Source organism: Shinella zoogloeoides (assembly GCF_020883495.1).
Classification (GTDB): Bacteria; Pseudomonadota; Alphaproteobacteria; order Rhizobiales; family Rhizobiaceae; genus Shinella; species Shinella zoogloeoides.
This window is the reverse complement of the sequence record NZ_CP086610.1, coordinates 3,779,481-3,798,985: the sequence shown is the minus strand read 5'-3', so window position 1 is coordinate 3,798,985 and position 19,505 is coordinate 3,779,481. Positions and strand designations below refer to the sequence as shown.

The window sequence follows — 19,505 nt, the reverse complement described above, 5'->3', positions numbered from 1 at the left end:
GCGAAAGGATATCGTCATGAAACACAGACATCTCGGCAGCCTCGACGTTTCGGCCCTCGGCCTCGGCTGCATGGGCATGAGCCATGCCTACGGCCCCTCCAGCGACGAGACGGCGGCCATCGGGACGCTGCACCGCGCTGTCGAACTCGGCGTCACCCTGTTCGACACGGCCGAAGTCTACGGCCCCTACAAGAACGAGATTCTCGTCGGCAAGGCGTTGAAGCCGGTGCGCGACAAGGTGGTGATCGCCACGAAGTTCGGCTTCCGCATCGACGACACCAAGCCCTCGGCCGACATGATCTCGGGCACGGACAGCCGGCCGGAGAACGTGAAGGCCGTCGCGGAGGCCTCGCTGCAGCGGCTCGGCGTGGAGGTGATCGACCTCTATTACCAGCACCGCGTCGATCCGGCTGTGCCGATCGAGGAGACGGTGGGCGCGATGGCGGAACTGGTGCGCGAGGGCAAGGTGAAGGCGCTCGGCCTTTCGGAAGCCGGCGCGGAGACGATCCGCAAGGCGCATGCCGTGCATCCCATCGCCGCCGTGCAGAGCGAATATTCCCTCTGGACCCGCGAGGTCGAGGAGAACGGCGTGCTCGACACCTGCCGGGACCTCGGCATCGGCTTCGTGCCCTTCAGCCCGCTCGGCCGCGGCGTTCTCACCGGCGCGCTGAAGAAGCTCGACGGCCTTTCGGCCGACGACTTCCGCCGCTCGCTGCCGCGTTTTGCGGCGGAGAACTTCGACGCCAACCTGGCGCTGGTGACCCTGCTGGAAGAGATGGCTGAGGAAAAGGGCGTGGCGCCGGCACAGCTTGCGCTCGCCTGGGTGCTGGCGCAGGGCGATTTCATCGTGCCGATCCCCGGCGCAAGCAAGGTGCCGCATCTGGAGCAGAACGTGGCGGCGGCCGATGTGGCGCTGACGCAGGAAGAGGCCGCAAAGCTCGGTGACCTGCTGTCGCCGGCGCGGGTTGCCGGCGGACGCTATCCGCAGCGCATGGCCGCGATGGCGAACCGCTGATCAATCCCGCTTGATCGTGGCGAGGACCGTCCAGAGGTCCGCGCCCGTCTCGAAGGAGGCAGCGTTCGCGCGAAAGCCGATGCCGGCGGAGATGAGGTCCAGCATATCCTCCGCCGGGTCGCTCTGCGGGGCGGAAGGGGTCGCGATGCTCTGCGCCGCCCTTTCGGCCCGCGCCGTCTCGCGCGCCATGCCCGTCAGGGCGGTGCTCATGATGCCGGCTATCTGCATGGCGGGTCGCCTCGTTGATCCGGCTTCCTTCTACCGCGGGACCCTTTCCATCGCGTGAACGCCGCCCTGCACCGTTTCGATACAGGCCGGCGTCAGGCGGGCGTACCGCCGATATGCTTGTAGAAGAAGGTCGTGCCGCAATAGCGGCCGTCCGGATAGAGCGCATAATCCGGGATGACGCCGGCACGCTGCCAGCCGAGGCGTTCATAGACCGTCTCGGCCGGGCTGCCGGTCGCCGTGTCGAGCACCAGCACGGTCTTGCCGCGCCGGGCGGCCTCCGCCTCCGCGAGCGCCATCAGCGCCCGGGCGAGGCCGCGGCCGCGCTCGCTTTCCATGACGAGGAGCTTCTTGACATCCGCCCGGTGCGGCTGGTTCGGCATCTGGCGGATGCCGACCTGCACCGTGCCGACGATGCGGCCCGCCCGCTCGGCGGCAAAAAGCAGCGTCGCCTCCTCGCCGACCGCCGCCGCCACGCCCTCCCAGAAGGGCAGCGCATCGGGCGGCCCGTAGGGCGCCATGAAGCCGACGGAAGCGCCGCCGGTGACGCAATCGGCCAGCACATCGGCAAGCTCGCCCATGCGGGCGCGGGTTTCGGTCTCGTCGAGCAGCCTGATCTCGCTCATCTTTTCCGCCTCAGTTGCGGCCGCGGTCCAGCACCACGGCATAATGCGCCGGCGTCTTGCCGGGGTTTTCGAAGACATGCCCCTCGGTGATGCTCATGTAGAGGCAGTCGCCGGGGCGAAGGTCGTGGACGGTCTCGCCGACCGTCATGCGCAAGGCGCCGGAAAACAGCCAGACATGCTGCGTCATGCCCGCCTTGGCCGTTTCCGGCGGATAGGCGATGCGCGCGCCGGCCGGGAATTCCACGTCGATCACCTCGACGCGCGCGGCCGTGTTCGGGGCCGAGACGGCGCGGCGCTGGTAGCCTGTCTCGGGATCGCGCCAGACGGTCTGCGCCTCGCGGCGCGACAACGGATCGCCCTCCCCTTCGGAAAAGGCGAAAAAGGCGGAGAGCGTCAGGTCCAGCGCGGCGCAGAGCCGCGAAAGGAGCTGCGCCGTGGGGCTGGCCTCGCCGCGCTCGATGCGCGAGATCATCGCCCGGCTGACGCCGGACGCGCCGGCCAGATCGTCGAGGGTCTGGCCGCGCGCCACGCGCAGCAGGCGGAGACGCTCGCCGATGGCGTTTTCCAGGGGGGCGGTTTCATTTTCCATTATAAGAGAGTATTCATCCCTTATAATGGAGTCAACGTGCCTCACCCTCTCCCGAAAATAAATCCGGCCCATGCCGCTACGGCGACAATGCGGCATGGCGGCGACGGATATGGTGGCCCGGCAGAATCAGGAGGGCGGACGGATGACAGGTGAAGCGCAGCGGGCGTCCTCGCTCTTTTCCATCACCGCCATCGTCGTCTCGATGACCCTTGTGGCTATCGGCAACGGCGTCATGCTCGCCTATGTGCCCTATGTGCTGTCGCAGACCGGCGCGCCGTCCTGGACGCCGGGCGCGACCGTCACGACCATGGCCTTCGGCGGGCTGATCGGCTGCGTCATCGCCGGGCCGATCATCAGCCGCGTCGGCCATGCGCGGGCCTTCTCCTGCTCGCTGGCGCTGGTCATCATCGCCGCCTTCCTCGTCGCGCTCGGCGTCAACCCGCTGCTCTGGGTGCTGGCGCGCGGCATCTACGGCATTTCCGGCAACGGCAATTTCATCATCGCGCAGAGCTGGCTGAACCATGCGAGCGACAATCGCTGGCGCGGCAAGGCCATGTCGTTCTTCTACATGGCCTATGTGCTCGGCCTCGGCGTCGGCGCGTGGATTTTCGGCCGCATGCCGGCGGACAGCAACCTCGCCCCGCTCGTCACCATCTTCGTCACCACCGTCGCGCTGCTGCCGATCGGCCTGACCCGGCTGCCCAATCCGCCGCCGCCCGCCCGCGTCAATCTCGACTTCGCCATGGCCTGGCGCAATTCGCCGGTCGCGCTCGTCGGGGTGCTCGCCTCGGGCGGGCTTTCCATGGTCGTTCAGGGCTTCACACCGATCTACGCCGCCACCAACAATGTCAGCCAGACGGACGTCGCCCTGCTGATGTTCGTCATGCAGTTCGGCCTCATCTTCGTGCAATACCCGCTCGGCACGCTCTCCGACCGCATCGACCGGCGCATCGTGCTGATCTTCACCTGCCTGCTGATCACCGGCGCGGCGGTGGCTGCGCTCTTCGTGTCCTTCAGCGCCTTCGTGCTGCTGATGATCGTCTTCGCGCTGTGGGCCGGCGCGGTGGAAAGCGTCTATTCCATCGCCAACGCCCATGCCAACGACCGCACGGACCCCGAGGATTTCGTGCCGCTGGCCTCGACGCTGCTCGTCGCCTGGTCGACCTCCGCAACCCTCGTTCCGCTCGGCGTGACGGCCCTGACGCCGGTCTTCGGCCCCCAAACCTTCATCTATGCGGTCATCGGCGTCGCGATGCTCTACATCGCCTTCGTCGCCGCGCGATTGCGGCGGCGCGAGACCGTGCCGCCGCAGGCGCGGGAGAATTTCGAGATCCGTAGCGCGCAGGTGCCGAATGCCGGCGCGCTGGTGGAAGGCGAGAAAGCCCCGGAATAGCGGCGCTTGCGGCGAAGAAACGGTTCATTTACCGCTTTTCGCGAGTCGTGCGCGCTGCTATATGGCGCGCATGAGCACCAATAATTCGACGCCCCTCGACCATATCCGCAACTTCTCGATCGTGGCCCATATCGACCACGGCAAGTCGACGCTCGCCGACCGGCTGATCCAGTCGACCGGCGGCCTTGCCGATCGCGAGATGTCGGAACAGGTTCTCGACAACATGGATATCGAGCGCGAGCGCGGCATCACCATCAAGGCCCAGACCGTGCGCCTGCACTACAAGGCGAATGACGGCGACACCTATGTGCTGAACCTCATCGACACGCCCGGCCACGTCGACTTCGCCTACGAGGTCTCACGCTCGCTTTCGGCCTGCGAAGGCTCGCTGCTTGTCGTCGACGCCAGCCAGGGCGTGGAAGCGCAGACGCTGGCCAACGTCTACCAGGCGATCGACAACAACCATGAGCTTGTGACCGTCCTCAACAAGATCGACCTGCCGGCGGCCGAGCCCGAGCGCATCAAGGAACAGATCGAGGAAGTGATCGGCATCGACGCCTCCGACGCCGTGCTGATCTCGGCCAAGACGGGCCTCGGCATTCCCGACGTGCTGGAAGCCATCGTCAAGCGCCTGCCCGCGCCCAAGAGCGAGGGCGGCGAGAAGGCACCGCTGAAGGCGCTGCTGGTCGATAGCTGGTACGATACCTATCTCGGCGTCATGGTTCTCGTGCGCGTCATCGAAGGCCGGCTTTCCAAGGGCCAGACCGTGCGCATGATGGGCACGGACGCCAAATACACCGTCGAGCGCGTCGGCGTGCTGACGCCGAAGATGGTGGCGATGGATTCGCTCGGTCCGGGCGAGATCGGCTTCATCACCGCCTCGATCAAGGAAGTGGCCGATACCCGCGTCGGCGACACGATCACCGAGGACAAGCGTCCGACGGAAAAGGCCCTGCCGGGCTTCAAGCCGGCCCAGCCGGTCGTCTTCTGCGGCCTGTTCCCGGTCGACGCGGCCGATTTCGAGGACCTGCGCTCGGCGATGGGCAAGCTGCGCCTCAACGACGCCTCCTTCTCCTTCGAAATGGAAAGCTCGGCGGCGCTCGGCTTCGGCTTCCGCTGCGGCTTCCTCGGCCTCTTGCACCTCGAAATCATCCAGGAACGCCTGGAGCGCGAGTTCGACCTCGACCTGATCGCGACCGCACCCTCGGTCGTCTATCAGCTCTACATGACCGACGGCTCGATGCGCGAGCTGCACAACCCGGCCGACATGCCGGACGTCGTAAAAATCTCGGAAATCCATGAGCCGTGGATCCGCGCGACGATCCTGACGCCGGACGACTATCTCGGCGGCATCCTCAAGCTCTGCCAGGACCGCCGTGGCATCCAGGTCGAGCTGACCTATGTCGGCACGCGCGCCATGCTGACCTACGACCTGCCGCTCAACGAAGTCGTCTTCGACTTCTACGACCGCCTGAAGTCGATCTCCAAGGGCTACGCCTCCTTCGACTACCAGATCACCGACCACAAGGAAGGCCATCTGGTGAAGATGTCGATCCTCGTCAACGGCGAGCCGGTCGACGCGCTCTCCATGATGGTCCACCGCATGGCCGCGGAAAAGCGCGGCCGCGACATGTGCGAGAAGCTCAAGGAGCTGATCCCGAAGCACATGTTCAAGATCCCGATCCAGGCCGCCATCGGCGGCAACGTGATCGCCCGCGAAACCATCTCGGCGCTGCGCAAGGACGTGACCGCCAAGTGCTACGGCGGCGACGCCACCCGCAAGCGCAAGCTGCTCGACAAGCAGAAGGCCGGCAAGAAGCGCATGCGCCAGTTCGGCAAGGTGGAAATTCCGCAGGAAGCCTTCATCGCGGCGCTCAAGATGGGCGACGAATAAGGGTCCGTTCCCCGATGACAGACGAAAAAGGCCGCGGATCGCTCCGCGGCCTTTTTGCATCTGGATTGATGGCGGCTTACTGGCCGACCGACGAAACCATGACGGCGTCGCCGTTTTCGATCGAGACCCAGCGGCCGGCGTGGAACGACGCCTGGCGCTTGAGGTAGCGGTAGGGCGTCTCGGTCCACAGCTTCACCTCGTTGTTGAGGTTGTCGAGGATGTAGTCGCCCTGGGCGGTGCGCAGGGTCAGGACGGCATGGCCTTCGCCATCGGGCTTGCGCACGACGGTGATCAGGAGATCGCCGGCGGCAAAGCCCTTTTCCATCAGCATCCTGCGCTTGAGGAGCACGAAGTCCTCGCAGTCGCCCGCGCCGTCCGGGTAGGACCAGATTTCGTCGACGCCGTGCAGTTCCTTGTCGGTCATCGGGGTGATGTCGCGGTTCACGCTGGCATTGATCTCGCGCACGATGGACCAGCCGAAATCCGTGACCTTGGCGGGCGCGGTGCGCACGCCGGCGCGGCATTCGGACTTGTGGCTCTGGCAGAATTCGTAATGGCCGATCGGCTGCGAGGTAACGCCGCCCACCTTCATGGACAGCGCCGATGCCGGTGCGGTGAAAGCCGAGGAAGAAGAAACGAGAACCGCGAGAATTGCCGCAATCCCAGCCTTCGCACCAATCATTCGTGCCATGGAACGTCCCCTAATCGTTAACAAAGAGTTAACGGTGAGAAGGACCGTTCGTCAATCATCAGAATTGGCGAAGCTGGATTATGGTTAAAATGCGGCTGGACGGGTGCGCCCGCGCCTCAGGTTCCGCGGGCGAGGGTCTCCGCCGCCTCGAGGATTTTCGCGATGTCCTGCGGACGCGAGAGACGATGGTCGCCGTCGCGGATCAGGGTCAGCACCACGTCGTCGCCGGAAAGGTGCTCCATCAGGCGCACGGCATGGGCATAGGGCACGTCGGGATCGGCCATACCCTGCAGGATATGCACGGGGCAGCCGGTCTCGATGGCACCCGTCAGCACGCGGTTCGCTCTTCCGTCCTCAATGAGCTTCAGCGTGTAGATGTTCGGGTCGGGACCGTAGGGCGTCGGTTCCTCGAACTGGCCGCGCTCGGCAAGCGCCGCGCGCTCGGTCTCCGTCAGGTTCGGCTCGATCAGCTCGGAGGTGAAATCCGGCGCGGGGGCGATGAGAACGAGGCCGGCGATGTCGATGCCGCTCCTGCCGGCAAGTTCGGCCACGGCGCGCAGCGCGATCCAGCCGCCCATGGACGAGCCGACGAGGACGATACGGCTCGAACCGAGAGTGCTGGCGGCATGATCGATCACGGCGAGCGACTCTTCCAGCCAGCGCGAGATCGTGCCATCGACGAAGGCGCCGCCCGAGATGCCGTGGCCGGAATAGTCGAAGCGCACGCAGCCGGTGCCGAGGCGGGCGGCAAGGGCGGCAAGCTCGATGGCCTTGGTGCCGGACATGTCGGAGCGGTAGCCGCCGAGCCAGACGAAATGGGCGAGCGTGTTGCCGGCGGCGGGCGGCTGGAGCGCGACGGCGATGCGCCGCGCGTCATTCCCCTCGCCGACCGTGATGAAATCCGCCGCCACGCCATTGCCGTTCGCCATCGTCATACCTATCTCCTCTTTGTGCGCCCCCGGCGGAAAACCGCCCGCCAACCGGCCTTTTGCCGAGAGCTAGACCAGATTCGCTCTCGCAAGGACAGGTGGTGATTTTTTCCGCGCGGCATGCTATTGACTTCCCAAGCGCGATCAACACATTGCCGACAAACGCCGCATTTCGGGCGAAACGGCCCGATCGTCGCACAGATTCATACCCGTCGAAACAGTCGAGGAGACCACGACCATTCGCAGACCTTTCAAAGCGGAAGCCCCCGTCAAAGACGGCCCGCGTTCCAACAGGGAAATCCGGATTCCCCGCGTCCAGCTCATCGATGCCGAAGGCACCAACCACGGCATCGTTCCGACAGATCAGGCCCTTCGCATGGCTGAAGAAGCCGGCCTCGATCTCGTGGAGATCTCGCCGAACTCCGAACCGCCTGTCTGCAAGATCCTTGACCTTGGCAAGCTGAAATACGCCAACCAGAAGAAGGCGGCCGAAGCGCGCAAGAAGCAGAAGATCGTCGAGATCAAGGAAATCAAGATGCGCCCGAACATCGACACCCATGACTATGAGGTGAAGATGAAGGCCATGAACCGCTTCTTCGACGAAGGCGACAAGGTCAAGGTGACGCTGAAGTTCCGCGGCCGCGAAATGGCCCACCAGGAACTCGGCATGAAGCTTCTCCTGCAGGTCAAGGAAGACACCCTGGCCATTGCCAAGGTCGAAGCCGAGCCGAAGCTCGAAGGCCGCCAGATGATGATGGTGCTCGCTCCCAAGTGAGCCCCATCGCTGGTGCCATGCACTGAACGGATCAAGCCGTCCCTCGGGGCGGCTTTTCCATTTCCGGCCGGAATCCGCGCTTTGCGAGGAATCCGGTTGCGCTTTGCAGGGACATCGGTTACAAGCCGCCGTCCGAACGGTCCGGCAGGGCATGCCGTGGCCGTTCTTTACGCTGGAGGGGCGCCTTCGTCAGTGCCTCTCGAATTCAAGAAGAATGGAGTAGCAAAATGCCCAAGATGAAGACGAAGTCGTCTGCCAAGAAGCGGTTCAAGATCACCGCGACCGGCAAGGTCGTCGCTGCCGCTGCCGGCAAGCGCCACGGCATGATCAAGCGTACCAACAAGTTCATTCGCGACGCCCGCGGCACCATGGTGCTGGCCGAGCCCGATGGCAAGAAGGTCATCAAGAACTACCTGCCGAACGGTCTCTAAGACTCATCGCGCATCTGATACGTTAAGGAGATCATGACATGGCACGTGTAAAACGCGGCGTTACTTCCCACGCCAAGCACAAGAAGACGCTGAAGGCAGCCAAGGGTTTCTACGGCCGCCGCAAGAACACCATCCGCGCCGCCAAGGCTGCGGTTGATCGTTCCAAGCAGTTCGCCTACCGCGACCGCAAGGTCAACAAGCGCAACTTCCGCGCTCTCTGGATCCAGCGCATCAACGCTGCCGTCCGCGAGCACGGCCTGACCTACGGCCGCTTCATCGACGGCCTGAACAAGGCTGGCATCGAAGTTGACCGCAAGGTGCTTTCGGACATGGCGATCCATGAGACCGCAGCTTTCGGCGCGCTCGTCGCAGCCGCCAAGAAGGCTCTGGAATACCTCAAGGACGCCGGCACGAAGAACGAGTTTGAGACCGCCGTCAACTAACCGGCGCTCACAACAAATCTTCGCTTCGTTGTGAAACCCGCGCCGGGGAACCGGTGCGGGTTTTTGTTTGGATTTCGGGCCCAGAACCATGGACGGCATGCTGACCGACCTCAACGCGATCCCCGACATGACCGACGGCGACGTCGAGCGGCTTCTGGCCGCGCTGACGCGCGAGACCCGCCGGGTCGAGCGCGTGGAACTGTCCTTCGGCGCCGTCTGGATCAAGCGCTATGGCACGGAGCGCCCGCCGATTTGGACGAAGGCGCAGACGTCGCTTGCCCGCCTGTTTGGCCAGCCGTTCCTGCGTCCCTCGCCCTATCTCGACGGCAAGGGCATGATCGCGCGGGAAATCCGCCGCATCGAGACCTTCGCCGCCCATGGCGTGCCCGTTCCGAAGGTGCTCTATTCCTCCGGTTCCGCACTCGTGCTTTCCGACGTCGCGCCGACCGTGACCGCGCGCCTCGACGCGCTGCGCGACATCGATCCCGCCGCCCATGACGCCCTGCTCGTCGCCTGCGCCGCCCATCTCGGCGCGCTGCACGGCAAGGGCCTTTGCCACGGGCGCCCGCATCCGCGCGACTTCTTCGTGGCCGGCGAACGGAGCATCGGCTTCATGGATTTCGAGGAGGAGCCGGAGGCGGCCATGCCGCTCGCGACCGCCCAGGCGCGCGACCTGTGGCTGCTCTTCCTCCAGCTTACCGACCGCGCCCGTCTCGGCGAAGCGACGGCGGAGAAAGCCTATGCCGCCTGGCGCACCAATGCGCCGCCCGCCGCCGAGGCGGAACTGACGGAAATGCTCCGGTTCCTCGGCAAGTTTTTGTCGCCAACCCGATTGATCGGGCGCGTGCACATGGGTAGTGATCTGCGACGCTTCCTCGCCGCAACCCGCTATCTCCAGGGGGTTCTTCTGCCTCCCCGCCCGGCCGACGCAAGCAAAGCAGGTAAAGATGACTGAACTCGACACACTGGAAAAGCAGCTCCTTTCCGACGTTGCCGCGGCCTCCGACGAGGCGGCGATCGAAGCCGTGCGCGTCGGTGCGCTCGGCAAGAAAGGCTCCGTCTCGGAACTCCTGAAGACGCTCGGCACCATGTCGCCGGAAGAGCGCCAGACGCGCGGCGCGGCGATCAACGCCATGAAGACCCGCGTGACCGACGCTATCGGCGAGCGCAAGAGCGCGCTGCGCGACGCCGCTATCGAGGCCCGTCTTGCGGCCGAGACGGTGGATATCAGCCTGCCGGTCCGCTCCTCGCCGGCCGAGCGCGGCCGCATCCATCCGATCAGCCAGATCGTTGACGAGATCACCGCGATCTTCGGCGACATGGGCTTCTCGATTGCCGAAGGCCCGGACGTCGAGACGGACTACTACAATTTCACCGCGCTGAACTTCCCCGAGGGCCACCCAGCCCGCGAGATGCACGACACGTTCTTCTTCCCCGCGGACGAGAACGGCGAGCGCAAGGTGCTGCGCACGCACACTTCGCCCGTGCAGGTGCGCACCATGGAAGCGCAGAAGCCGCCGATCCGCATCATCATCCCCGGCAAGACCTACCGGCAGGACAGTGACGCGACCCATTCGCCGATGTTCCACCAGGTGGAAGGCCTCGTGGTCGACAAGACCGCGAATGTCGCCAACATGCGCTGGGTGCTGGAAGAATTCTGCAAGGCCTTCTTCGAGGTCGACAGCGTCACCATGCGCTTCCGCCCGTCCTTCTTCCCCTTCACCGAGCCGTCCTTCGAGGTCGACATCCAGTGCGACCGCTCGTCGGGTCCCATCGTCAAGTTCGGCGAGGGCACGGACTGGATGGAAATCCTCGGCTGCGGCATGGTTCATCCGAACGTGCTGCGCGCCGGCGGCCTCGACCCGGACGAGTACCAGGGCTTTGCCTGGGGCATGGGCCTCGACCGCATCGCCATGCTGAAATACGGCATGCCGGACCTGCGCGATTTCTTCAACGCCGACGTCCGCTGGCTGAGCCATTACGGCTTCCGCCCGCTCGACATGCCGACCCTGTTCGGCGGCCTCAGCGCGTAACCGGCATCCAAGGAGAAAGACAATGAAATTCACGCTCTCCTGGCTGAAGGATCATCTCGACACCGACGCCTCGCTGGAGGAAATCTGCGCGAAGCTGACGGCGATCGGCCTTGAAGTGGAGGACGTCGACGACAAGGCGGCCTTCAGGCCCTTCGTCATCGCCAAGGTGGTTTCCGCCGAACAGCATCCGAATGCCGACAAGCTGCGCGTGCTGATGGTCGATACCGGCAAGGGCGACCCGATCCAGGTCGTCTGCGGCGCGCCGAATGCGCGCGCCGGCCTTGTCGGCGCGTTTGCCGCGCCCGGCACCTATGTGCCCGGCATCGACGTGACGCTCGCCGTCGGCACCATCCGCGGCGTCGAGAGCCGCGGCATGATGTGCTCGGAGAAGGAACTGGAAATCTCCGACAACCATGACGGCATCATCGACCTACCGGCGGATGCGCCGGTCGGCGCGAGCTATGCCGCCTATGCCGGCATCGACGACCCGGTCATCGAGATCAACCTGACACCGAACCGCCCGGACTGCACGAGCATCTTCGGCATCGCCCGCGATCTCGCCGCCTCCGGTCTCGGCACGCTCAAGACCCCGAAGGTCCCTTCCTTCAAGGTGGAGGGCGAGACGCCGGTCAAGGTGAAGCTGGCGCTTGATGGCGACGATCATCTCTGCCCGGGCTTCGCGCTCCGCCTCGTGCGCGGCGTGAAGAACGGTCCCAGCCCGCGCTGGATGCAGCAGCGGCTGCTGGCCATCGGCCTTCGCCCGATCAACGCGCTCGTCGACATCACCAACTACATGACCTTCGACCAGGGTCGCCCGCTGCACGTCTTCGACGCGGCCAAGGTGAAGGGCGATCTCGTCGTGCGCCGCGCGGCCGTGGGTGAGAAGGTGCTGGCGCTCGATACGCGCGAATATACGCTGAACCCGTCCAACGTCGTCATCGCCGACGACAACGGCATCGAATCCATCGGCGGCATCATGGGCGGCGAACATTCGGGCTGCGACGAGAACACCGTCGACGTGCTGATCGAATCGGCGCTCTGGGACCCGATGAACGTGGCCAAGACCGGCCGCTCGCACGGCATCATCACCGATGCGCGCTACCGCTTCGAGCGCGGCGTGGACCCGGAATATATGGTGCCGGGCCTCGAACGCGCGACGGAACTGGTGCTGGAACTTTGCGGCGGCGTGCCGGCGAAGACCGACGTCGTCGGCTATAAGGGTTTCGACGCCAAGATCGTCGATTTCCCGTTCTCGGAAGTCCGCCGCCTGACGGGTGTGGATGTGTCCGAAGCAGAGAGCACGAACATCCTGACCCGCCTCGGCTTCACGGTCACGGGTTCGGGCGAGCGCGTCTCCGTCGCCGTTCCCTCCTGGCGTCCCGATGTGGACGGCAAGGCGGACCTCGTGGAAGAGGTTATGCGCATCCACGGCGTCGACAATATCAAGCCCGCGCCGCTGGAAAGCCACGGCTCGGTCAATGGCCGCATCCTCACCACGCTGCAGATCCGCTCGCGCCTTGCCCGGCGTGCGCTCGCCTCGCGCGGCATGATGGAAGCCGTCACCTGGTCCTTCATCCCGAAGGCGCATGCCGAGCTGTTCGGCGGCGGCGGGGCCTCACTGGCGCTCTCCAACCCGATTGCCGCCGACATGTCCGACATGCGCCCCTCGCTGCTGCCGGGCCTGCTCGCAGCCGCCCAGCGCAATGCCGACAAGGGCTATGGCGACGTCGCGATCTTCGAAGTCTCCGGCACCTATGAGAACGACCGGCCCGAGGGACAGCGCCGCGTTGCCGGCGGCGTTCGCCGCGGCACGGCTACGCTTTCGGGTTCCGGCCGCCTCTGGTCGAATGCGGCCAAGGGCGGCGGCAAGCCGGTCGACGTCTATGACGCCAAGGCCGATGCGCTCGCCGTGATTGAGGCCTGCGGCCTGCCGATGGGCAATGTGCAGATCGAGCCGGGCGCACCCTCCTGGTACCATCCGGGCCGCTCCGGCACGATCAAGATGGGTCCGAAGATCGTTCTCGGCACCTTCGGCGAATTCCATCCGAAGGCGCTCGGTGCGCTCGACGTCTCCGGCGCGCTGTGCGGCTTCGAAATCTTCGTCGACGCCATGCCGGAGCCGAAGAAGAAGGCGACCCGCACCAAGCCGGCGCTCGACCTCTCGCCCTTCCAGGCGGTGAAGCGCGACTTCGCCTTCGTGGTCGACAAGAGCGTGGAAGCCGGCGCCATCGTGCGCGCGGCGAGCGGGGCCGACCGCAAGCTGATCACGGCCGTCAATGTCTTCGACGTGTTCGAGGGCGCATCGGTGGGCGAGGGCAGGAAGTCCGTGGCCATCGAGGTCGTCATCCAGCCGGTCGACAAGACGCTGACGGACGAGGACTTCGAGGCACTGACGGGCAAGATCGTCGGCAATGTGGTGAAGACCACGGGCGCAACGCTGCGCGCCTGATGAGGATCGAAGCGGGGCGGTAACGCCCCGCTTTCCTTTTTGTGAACGGATCGTCACCGCCCTGCATGTTGTAAATTGGTTAGCAAGACCTTAACTCCCGCTCCGGGAGGGCATTTGAGGTCGAAATGGATACTGCTGCCAATCTCCTGCCGGTCGCCATCATGGGCGTCGGCGTCTATGTCTTCTTCCGCTGGGTGGTGCGCGACATGAACCGCCCGACACGGCGCTAGAGTCCCCCCTTACGCATTGCCGATCAGCACGCCCGCCGCGAGCACCAGGCTGCCGCCGAGCACGACCTGCAGCACGGCGCGGAAGAACGGCGTCTCCATGTAGCGGTTCTGGATGAAGGCGATGGCCCAGAGTTCCACGAAGACCACGGCAACGGCGATGGTCGTCGCCAGCATGAAGTTCGGAATGAGATAAGGCAGCGCGTGGCCGAGGCCGCCGAGCGCCGTCATGATGCCCGAGGCGAGGCCGCGCTTGAGCGGTGAGCCGCGCCCCGAGAGCTTGCCGTCGTCATGGGCGGCTTCCGTGAAGCCCATCGAGATGCCCGCGCCCACGGAGGCCGAGAGGCCGACCAGGAAGGTCTGCCAGGTATCCTGCGTGGCGAAGGCGGCGGCGAAGATCGGCGCGAGCGTCGAGACCGAGCCGTCCATCAGGCCGGCAAGGCCGGGCTGCACATAGGTCAGGAGGAATTGCCGGCGCGCGGTCTCGTCCTCCTCCGCCTTCACATCGACGGGTGTGTGCTCCTCGCCGAGCCGGCGGGCAAGGGATTCGTGCGACTTCTCCGCCAATGCCAGATCGCCGAGCAGCTTGCGCGTGGCGGCGTCGCCCGTTCGCGCGGCGGCGGTGAGATAGAAGCGGTGCGCGGCCTCCTCCATCGCCTCGGCCTGTTCGCGGATCCTCTCGATCGACATATTGCCGATCAGCCAATCCGGCTTCCGCTCGGGGAAATCGCGCACATATTCGCGCCGGACGAGCGGGATGCGGTCGCCGAAACGGGCGATATGGCGGTCGATCAGCATCTGGCGGTGATGGCTCTCCTCCTCCGCCATTTCCTCGAAGACGCGGGCCGAATGAGGATAGGCGCCGCGCAACGCATCGGCATAGGCGAGGTAGATGCGGCCATCGTCCTCCTCGGAGGAGATGGCGAGCGCCAGGACTTCCTGTTCGCTGAGGGATTCGAGGCTGCGCTTGCCGGGACGGAGAAGGCGGGAGAACATCGGCTGAAATCCAATTTAGAATTATTCTAAATATAGGAGCGCGGCCGATTGCGTCAAGCTCGACAGGACGTCGCGGCTGAGGCTAGAGTGCATGAAAGGATACCAGCGAAGGACGAGACTTGACCGCTGCATTGAAGCCGCTTTCCGCTGGCCGCGACACGCTGCTCGACCGTTTCGGCCGCCTTCTCGCCGACCGGCTGCAAAGCCAGACCTCCGGCTACGAACCCTACACGCCCTCCGATCCCGAGACCCTCGCCCGCACGCTGCGGCCCGGCGATATCCTGCTCGTCGAGGGCAACCAGAAGGTCTCGGCGGCGATCAAATACCTGACGCAATCCACCTGGTCCCATGCCGCGCTGTTCGTCGGCGAGGCGGCGCCCCTGACGCTCGATCAGGCGGCATTGCCGGCGGCGGAGCGGCCGCAGCTCATCGAGGTCAATCTTGGCGAAGGGTGCGTCGCCGTGCCCCTCACCAAGTACCGCACCTACAACACGCGCATCTGCCGGCCCATCGGCCTGACGCCGGAGGACCGGGACACGGTCCTCACCTTCATGGTCTCCCGGCTGGGGCTGAAATACGACATGAAGAACATCACGGACATGCTGCGCTACTTCCTGCCGACGCCGCCCATTCCGGTGCGCTGGCGGCGGCGCATGATCGCCTTCGGCTCGGGCGACCCGACGCGGGCAATCTGCTCCACGCTGATCGCCGAGGCTTTCGAGGCGATCCGCTATCCCATCCTGCCGGACATCACCCGCGCGCCCGGCCACGCAGCGGCGACCTCGACCTATTCGCGCCAGGAAATCCTGCATATCCGCCATCATTCGCTCTATACGCCGCGCGACTTCGACCTCTCGCCCTATTTCGAGATCGTCAAGCCGACGCTGAAATACGGCTTCGACTACAAGCGGCTGGAATGGGCGGCGGGCCGGGAAGGGCCGTAAGCTGCCTGCGACGTTCGGCCGGATTGCCGGCGCGGCGCGGCGGCCCTATCCTTGCGCCATGACCGAACCCGACCGCCTCTCCCATTTCGCCGCCATCCGCGTCCGCGCGGAAGCGGAGATGCACGCCATCGGCATCACCGCCGATTTCATTCCGCTGCTGGTGGAAACCTTCTACGGCCGCGTGCGGGCGCATCCGGAGCTCGGCCCGGTCTTCGACGGCCGGCTACAGGGCCGCTGGCCGGAGCATATGGAGACGATGAAGCGCTTCTGGTCCGCCGTCGCCTTCAAGGACGGCGGCTATGGCGGCAAGCCCGTCATGGCGCATCAGGGCGTTCAGGGCATCAGCCCGCCGCTTTTCGAGACCTGGCTCGGCCTCTTCTCCGCCACGCTGGACGATATCGCGCCCTCGCCGGAGGCGAAGGCGTGGTTCATGGCGACGGCCGAGCGGATCGCGAAGAGCCTGGTGCTCTCGCTCTTCTACAACCCGGCCGACGACGACCCGATGAAAAACCGCGCGTGAGCGGCAATCACTGCCTGAGCGGCGAGATCGCGATTTCGACGCGGCGGTTCTGCGCGCGGCCGGATTCCGTCGCGTTGGAGGCGATGGGACGCTCCAGGCCATAGCCCATGGTGGACATGCGGCGCTGGTCGATCCCGCGCGAGGCGAGATGGTTGGCGACCGAATTGGCGCGGCGCTCGGACAGATCCTGGTTGAAGGCGGCGTTGCCGACCGAATCGGTATGGCCGTCCACGTCGATCAGCGTGCGGTCGAACTTGCGCAGCACGATGGCGACGGAATCGAGCGTCGGGTAGAAGTCCGGGCTGACCCGGTCGTCGCCCGTCGCGAAGGTGACGTTCGAGGGCATGTTGAGGATGATGCGGTCGCCGTCGCGGGTGACCGAGATGCCGGTGCCCTGAAGCTGCGCGCGCAGTTCCGCTTCCTGCCTGTCCATGTAGTTGCCGACCGCGCCGCCGGCGAGCGCGCCGACACCGGCGCCGATGAGGGCCGCATTGCGGCGCTGGACCGGATTGTTGCCGATCAGCAGACCGGCGACGGCACCCACGCCCGCGCCGATGGCCGCGCCGCCGGCCGTGTTGGAGACCTTCTGCTCGCCCGTATAGGGATCGGTCGTCGTGCAGGCGGAGAGATAGGTCGCGGCTAACGCGACGATCACGGCTTTCTTGTACATGGATGGTCCCCGGAAATATCGATGCTTCTGCTTCAACCTAGCGATTGCGGCAGGAACATGAAAGGGGCCGCTCTTTGCTAGCCATCGCCCTTTCCGCTGGTCGTGACGCCGGCGCTCGCCGCGACCACCAGCGCCGTGCCGAGCATCTGCAGCGGCGTCATCGGCTGGCTCAGCACGAGGAAGCCGGCCAGCGCGCCGAGCGCCGGCTCCAGGCTCATCAGGATGCCGAAGGCCGACATGGGCATGCGGCGCAGCGCCGTCATCTCCAGCGCATAGGGCAGCAGCGGCACCAGCAGGGCAAGGCCCAGCATCATGGCCAGCCCCTCCGGGTTCATCGCCTCGTGCGCGCGCGGCAGGCCGAAGGGTATGGCCACGACGGCCGCCACGATCAGCGACATGGAAAGGCCCTCGAGGCCGCGGAAAGCCTTGCCGGCCTTCTTCATGAGGACGATGTAGGCGCCCCAGCCGACGCCGGAACCGCAGGCGAAGAGCACCCCGACCGGATCGCCGATCCAGCCCTTCCCGTCATGGGAAAGCAGCGCGACGCCGGCGAAGGCCGCCAGCGGCCAGACCAGCCTCCACCCGCCGCCGAGCGAGAAGGTGGCGACGGCGAGCGGCCCGAGGAACTCGATCGCCACGGCAAGGCCGAGCGGAATACGGTCGATAGCAGCGAAGAAGAACAGCGTCATCGCCGCCATGGTCGCGCCGAGCTGGAGAGCGCTCTTCCACTGTTCACGGCTGTAGGAGCGCATGGGCGGGCGCACGATCAGCGCCAGCACCGCCGCCGCCATGACGAGGCGCAGGAAGGTCGTGGTCGAAGGACCGTAGGCATCGATGGCCGTCGCGGAGAAGGCCGCGCCGAACTGGATGCACGACATGGAGGCGAAGCAGAGCAGGACGCCGGAGGCGAGACCCGCATTGTTCTGCTGCGATAAAACCTGTTGTTCTGCCATGGGGCCTCCTCCGGCGCCCAGTCCTAGAGGAGGGTCAGCCACCCGGCAAATGGATAATCGTGACGCCTTGCTTCAATGAAATTGATGCTGGACCCGGGTCAGCCCGCAATGCCCTTCAGTGTGTTGGCGACGTTGAGGCCGATTTCCGGCACGCCGTAACCGCCTTCCATGACGACGAGCACGGGAAGGCCGCTCGCCGCGACCGCCCGGCCCATGGTGATGTAATCCGGCGAGGTGAGCTTGAAGAAGGAGATCGGGTCCTTTTCGAACGTATCGACGCCGAGCGAGAGCACGATGGCCTCCGCGCCGAAGGCGGAAATGCGCTTCAGCGCGTCGAGCAGCGCCGCCTCCCAGACGGAATAGGGCGTTCCGGGCGACATGGGATAGTTCTGCGTGGTGCCCGCGCCCGCGCCCTTGCCCGTCTCCTCCGCATAGCCGAGGAAATGCGGGAAGGCTTCGGCCGGGTCGCCGTGCAGCGAGGCGAAATAGACGTCGCCACGCTCGTAGAAGATATCCTGCGTGCCGTTGCCATGGTGGAAGTCGACGTCGAGGACGGCGACCTTCTTCGCGCCCTTGTCGAGGAAGCGCTGGGCGGCAACGGCGGCGTTGTTGATGAAGCAGTAGCCGCCGAAGCTGTCGATGCCGGCATGGTGGCCCGGCGGACGGCAGAGCGCGAAGGCGGCCTTCGCCCCGCCCGCAACGATATCGGTGGCCGTCAGCACCGTGCGCATGGAGGACAGCGCCGCCTCCCAGGTGCCGGGCGAGATCGCCGTTTCGGCGGCGTTGCAGTAGTAGCCGAGCAGGCCGTCGATCTGGGTGGGAATGCGCGGTGAGGTGCGGCGCACGGGGAAGGACGTGGCGATGGCCTCGCCGTTGTAGCCTGCGGCCTTCCACTGGTCCCAGGCCGTTTCGAGGAAGGAAAGATAGCCGGCGTCATGCACTTTCAGCGCGGTTTCGAGGCCGTAATGATCGGGCGCGGCGACGTCGCCGAAACCGGCGTCCTTGACCGCCGCCAGAATCCATTCCGCCCGGAACGGCGCCTCGAAGGGCGGCACCAGCTCGCCGCCGTAAAGCTCGCTGCGGGCGTTCCTGAGCTTGTGGTCCTCGGAAAAGATAACGCGCATGAAAGGCTCCCCATTTCTCGTTCGGCGCGACGGTAGTGCATTTTTGCCGGAAGGGGAATCTCCCTCGCGGGGTAGGAGACAGCCATTCGCCCTCGTGGCTGACAGGGGCGAATGGCGGGGCGAATGGCGCGGCCGCTCAGGCGATGGCGGCGCGCTGCTGGCGGCCGAGGCCGATCTGCTTGAGGAGCAGGATATCGGCGACCGCGACAGCCGCAAGCGCGATGAGGCCGATGCCCGCCAGCGTCAGCCCGCCGCGGGCAAGAAAGAGAACGGCGACGCTGCCGATCACCCAGAGCGCATCCCCCGCGATGGCGACGCGCACCGCGGCGGGCGAAGGCCGCTCCTGCCGGCCGACGGCGAGATGGAACGCGCCCCACAGGAGGAAGAAGGCGGCAAGGCCGGCGAGGATGGCAGGCGTCGCATGCGGGCCGACGAGACCGCTTATCGGACCGGCGAAGGCGAAGAGGGCGATGCCCGCGACGAGGGAGAAGACGCCGTCGGCAAGCATGACGGACTTCAGAAGATTACGGTTGAGGGCTGCGAACATGGTTGGCTCCTTTCGTTGTCGATGGGGCCAA

The 19,505-nt window shown here is 65.7% G+C and carries 21 protein-coding genes; 11 read left to right on the top strand and 10 right to left on the bottom strand.

Features of this window, described 5'->3' with window-relative positions:
• Positions 1 to 16 precede the first annotated feature (16 nt).
• On the top strand, positions 17 to 1,015 hold the full coding sequence (locus tag K8M09_RS18625) for an aldo/keto reductase (RefSeq protein ID WP_160786737.1): 999 nt from the start codon (positions 17 to 19) through the stop codon (positions 1,013 to 1,015).
• Here K8M09_RS18625 and K8M09_RS18620 read toward each other — a convergent pair whose 3' ends face one another.
• The 3 genes from K8M09_RS18620 to K8M09_RS18610 all read right to left on the bottom strand — a co-directional run bounded on the left by K8M09_RS18620 (position 1,016) and on the right by K8M09_RS18610 (position 2,455).
• Positions 1,016 to 1,243, bottom strand: a complete 228-nt coding sequence (locus tag K8M09_RS18620) for a hypothetical protein (RefSeq protein WP_160786738.1) — start codon at positions 1,241 to 1,243, stop codon at positions 1,016 to 1,018.
• Positions 1,244 to 1,335: 92 nt separating this feature from the next.
• Positions 1,336 to 1,866, bottom strand: coding sequence for a GNAT family N-acetyltransferase (locus K8M09_RS18615; RefSeq protein WP_160786739.1), 531 nt, complete (start codon positions 1,864 to 1,866; stop codon positions 1,336 to 1,338).
• A 10-nt stretch (positions 1,867 to 1,876) separates the two neighbouring features.
• A complete protein-coding gene (locus K8M09_RS18610; RefSeq protein ID WP_160786740.1) occupies positions 1,877 to 2,455 on the bottom strand; it encodes a helix-turn-helix domain-containing protein in 579 nt (192 codons plus the stop codon).
• Between the two features lie 142 nt (positions 2,456 to 2,597).
• Between K8M09_RS18610 and K8M09_RS18605 the strand changes: the two genes are divergently transcribed.
• Both K8M09_RS18605 and lepA read left to right on the top strand, forming a co-directional pair.
• Positions 2,598 to 3,848 (top strand): MFS transporter, encoded by a 1,251-nt coding sequence (locus K8M09_RS18605; RefSeq protein ID WP_160786741.1) that lies wholly within the window; start codon positions 2,598 to 2,600, stop codon positions 3,846 to 3,848.
• A 61-nt stretch (positions 3,849 to 3,909) separates the two neighbouring features.
• Positions 3,910 to 5,742 carry a translation elongation factor 4 gene (gene lepA, locus K8M09_RS18600; protein WP_160786742.1) on the top strand — a complete coding sequence of 611 codons (1,833 nt, stop codon included), beginning with the start codon at positions 3,910 to 3,912 and terminating at the stop codon, positions 5,740 to 5,742.
• Positions 5,743 to 5,818: 76 nt separating this feature from the next.
• Here the strand turns inward: lepA and K8M09_RS18595 are convergent, their stop codons facing one another.
• Both K8M09_RS18595 and K8M09_RS18590 read right to left on the bottom strand, forming a co-directional pair.
• Entirely contained in the window at positions 5,819 to 6,433 is a 615-nt protein-coding gene (locus tag K8M09_RS18595) for a transglutaminase-like cysteine peptidase (protein ID WP_160786743.1), read from the bottom strand.
• 116 nt (positions 6,434 to 6,549) lie between these two features.
• Positions 6,550 to 7,362 (bottom strand): alpha/beta hydrolase, encoded by an 813-nt coding sequence (locus K8M09_RS18590; protein WP_380735307.1) that lies wholly within the window; start codon positions 7,360 to 7,362, stop codon positions 6,550 to 6,552.
• 238 nt (positions 7,363 to 7,600) lie between these two features.
• Between K8M09_RS18590 and infC the strand changes: the two genes are divergently transcribed.
• The 6 genes from infC (at position 7,601) to pheT (ending at position 13,493) form a co-directional block, all read left to right on the top strand.
• Positions 7,601 to 8,137: a translation initiation factor IF-3 gene (gene infC / locus K8M09_RS18585; RefSeq protein WP_160786828.1), complete on the top strand. Its 537-nt coding sequence runs from the start codon at positions 7,601 to 7,603 to the stop codon at positions 8,135 to 8,137.
• Positions 8,138 to 8,364: 227 nt separating this feature from the next.
• Positions 8,365 to 8,568 carry a 50S ribosomal protein L35 gene (gene rpmI / locus K8M09_RS18580; RefSeq protein ID WP_024270153.1) on the top strand — a complete coding sequence of 68 codons (204 nt, stop codon included), beginning with the start codon at positions 8,365 to 8,367 and terminating at the stop codon, positions 8,566 to 8,568.
• A gap of 38 nt (positions 8,569 to 8,606) precedes the next feature.
• Positions 8,607 to 9,011, top strand: coding sequence for a 50S ribosomal protein L20 (gene rplT / locus K8M09_RS18575; protein WP_119257270.1), 405 nt, complete (start codon positions 8,607 to 8,609; stop codon positions 9,009 to 9,011).
• Between the two features lie 88 nt (positions 9,012 to 9,099).
• Complete coding sequence (locus K8M09_RS18570) at positions 9,100 to 9,966, top strand: lipopolysaccharide kinase InaA family protein (protein ID WP_160786745.1); 867 nt, start codon at positions 9,100 to 9,102, stop codon at positions 9,964 to 9,966.
• A complete protein-coding gene (gene pheS / locus K8M09_RS18565) occupies positions 9,959 to 11,044 on the top strand; it encodes a phenylalanine--tRNA ligase subunit alpha (protein WP_160786746.1) in 1,086 nt (361 codons plus the stop codon). Before K8M09_RS18570 ends, pheS begins: the two co-directional genes overlap by 8 nt.
• Positions 11,045 to 11,066: 22 nt before the next feature.
• Entirely contained in the window at positions 11,067 to 13,493 is a 2,427-nt protein-coding gene (gene pheT, locus K8M09_RS18560) for a phenylalanine--tRNA ligase subunit beta (protein WP_160786747.1), read from the top strand.
• A gap of 239 nt (positions 13,494 to 13,732) precedes the next feature.
• Here pheT and mbfA read toward each other — a convergent pair whose 3' ends face one another.
• Complete coding sequence (gene mbfA / locus K8M09_RS18555) at positions 13,733 to 14,716, bottom strand: iron exporter MbfA (RefSeq protein ID WP_160786748.1); 984 nt, start codon at positions 14,714 to 14,716, stop codon at positions 13,733 to 13,735.
• Positions 14,717 to 14,835: 119 nt separating this feature from the next.
• Between mbfA and K8M09_RS18550 the strand changes: the two genes are divergently transcribed.
• On the top strand, positions 14,836 to 15,660 hold the full coding sequence (locus tag K8M09_RS18550) for a C40 family peptidase (RefSeq protein WP_229341999.1): 825 nt from the start codon (positions 14,836 to 14,838) through the stop codon (positions 15,658 to 15,660).
• A gap of 58 nt (positions 15,661 to 15,718) precedes the next feature.
• Entirely contained in the window at positions 15,719 to 16,180 is a 462-nt protein-coding gene (locus tag K8M09_RS18545; RefSeq protein WP_160786749.1) for a group III truncated hemoglobin, read from the top strand.
• Positions 16,181 to 16,187: 7 nt separating this feature from the next.
• On the opposite strand, the gene K8M09_RS18540 is transcribed toward K8M09_RS18545, so the two are convergent.
• The 4 genes from K8M09_RS18540 to K8M09_RS18525 all read right to left on the bottom strand — a co-directional run bounded on the left by K8M09_RS18540 (position 16,188) and on the right by K8M09_RS18525 (position 19,474).
• On the bottom strand, positions 16,188 to 16,850 hold the full coding sequence (locus K8M09_RS18540; protein ID WP_160786750.1) for an OmpA family protein: 663 nt from the start codon (positions 16,848 to 16,850) through the stop codon (positions 16,188 to 16,190).
• Between the two features lie 77 nt (positions 16,851 to 16,927).
• Positions 16,928 to 17,803 carry an EamA family transporter gene (locus K8M09_RS18535; RefSeq protein ID WP_160786751.1) on the bottom strand — a complete coding sequence of 292 codons (876 nt, stop codon included), beginning with the start codon at positions 17,801 to 17,803 and terminating at the stop codon, positions 16,928 to 16,930.
• Positions 17,804 to 17,901: 98 nt separating this feature from the next.
• Positions 17,902 to 18,927, bottom strand: a complete 1,026-nt coding sequence (locus K8M09_RS18530; RefSeq protein WP_160786752.1) for a histone deacetylase family protein — start codon at positions 18,925 to 18,927, stop codon at positions 17,902 to 17,904.
• A gap of 136 nt (positions 18,928 to 19,063) precedes the next feature.
• A complete protein-coding gene (locus tag K8M09_RS18525) occupies positions 19,064 to 19,474 on the bottom strand; it encodes a hypothetical protein (protein ID WP_160786753.1) in 411 nt (136 codons plus the stop codon).
• Positions 19,475 to 19,505: the final 31 nt, after the last annotated feature.

Bases quoted from the DNA above. Each gene is read 5' to 3' on its own strand.
- K8M09_RS18625 (WP_160786737.1), top strand. From the start codon at position 17: ATGAAACACAGACATCTCGGCAGCCTCGACGTTTCGGCCCTCGGCCTC.
- K8M09_RS18620 (WP_160786738.1), bottom strand. From the start codon at position 1,243: ATGCAGATAGCCGGCATCATGAGCACCGCCCTGACGGGCATGGCGCGC.
- K8M09_RS18615 (WP_160786739.1), bottom strand. From the start codon at position 1,866: ATGAGCGAGATCAGGCTGCTCGACGAGACCGAAACCCGCGCCCGCATG.
- K8M09_RS18610 (WP_160786740.1), bottom strand. From the start codon at position 2,455: ATGGAAAATGAAACCGCCCCCCTGGAAAACGCCATCGGCGAGCGTCTC.
- K8M09_RS18605 (WP_160786741.1), top strand. From the start codon at position 2,598: ATGACAGGTGAAGCGCAGCGGGCGTCCTCGCTCTTTTCCATCACCGCC.
- lepA (WP_160786742.1), top strand. From the start codon at position 3,910: ATGGCGCGCATGAGCACCAATAATTCGACGCCCCTCGACCATATCCGC.
- K8M09_RS18595 (WP_160786743.1), bottom strand. From the start codon at position 6,433: ATGGCACGAATGATTGGTGCGAAGGCTGGGATTGCGGCAATTCTCGCG.
- K8M09_RS18590 (WP_380735307.1), bottom strand. From the start codon at position 7,362: ATGGCGAACGGCAATGGCGTGGCGGCGGATTTCATCACGGTCGGCGAG.
- rpmI (WP_024270153.1), top strand. From the start codon at position 8,365: ATGCCCAAGATGAAGACGAAGTCGTCTGCCAAGAAGCGGTTCAAGATC.
- rplT (WP_119257270.1), top strand. From the start codon at position 8,607: ATGGCACGTGTAAAACGCGGCGTTACTTCCCACGCCAAGCACAAGAAG.
- K8M09_RS18570 (WP_160786745.1), top strand. From the start codon at position 9,100: ATGGACGGCATGCTGACCGACCTCAACGCGATCCCCGACATGACCGAC.
- pheS (WP_160786746.1), top strand. From the start codon at position 9,959: ATGACTGAACTCGACACACTGGAAAAGCAGCTCCTTTCCGACGTTGCC.
- pheT (WP_160786747.1), top strand. From the start codon at position 11,067: ATGAAATTCACGCTCTCCTGGCTGAAGGATCATCTCGACACCGACGCC.
- mbfA (WP_160786748.1), bottom strand. From the start codon at position 14,716: ATGTTCTCCCGCCTTCTCCGTCCCGGCAAGCGCAGCCTCGAATCCCTC.
- K8M09_RS18545 (WP_160786749.1), top strand. From the start codon at position 15,719: ATGACCGAACCCGACCGCCTCTCCCATTTCGCCGCCATCCGCGTCCGC.
- K8M09_RS18540 (WP_160786750.1), bottom strand. From the start codon at position 16,850: ATGTACAAGAAAGCCGTGATCGTCGCGTTAGCCGCGACCTATCTCTCC.
- K8M09_RS18535 (WP_160786751.1), bottom strand. From the start codon at position 17,803: ATGGCAGAACAACAGGTTTTATCGCAGCAGAACAATGCGGGTCTCGCC.
- K8M09_RS18530 (WP_160786752.1), bottom strand. From the start codon at position 18,927: ATGCGCGTTATCTTTTCCGAGGACCACAAGCTCAGGAACGCCCGCAGC.
- K8M09_RS18525 (WP_160786753.1), bottom strand. From the start codon at position 19,474: ATGTTCGCAGCCCTCAACCGTAATCTTCTGAAGTCCGTCATGCTTGCC.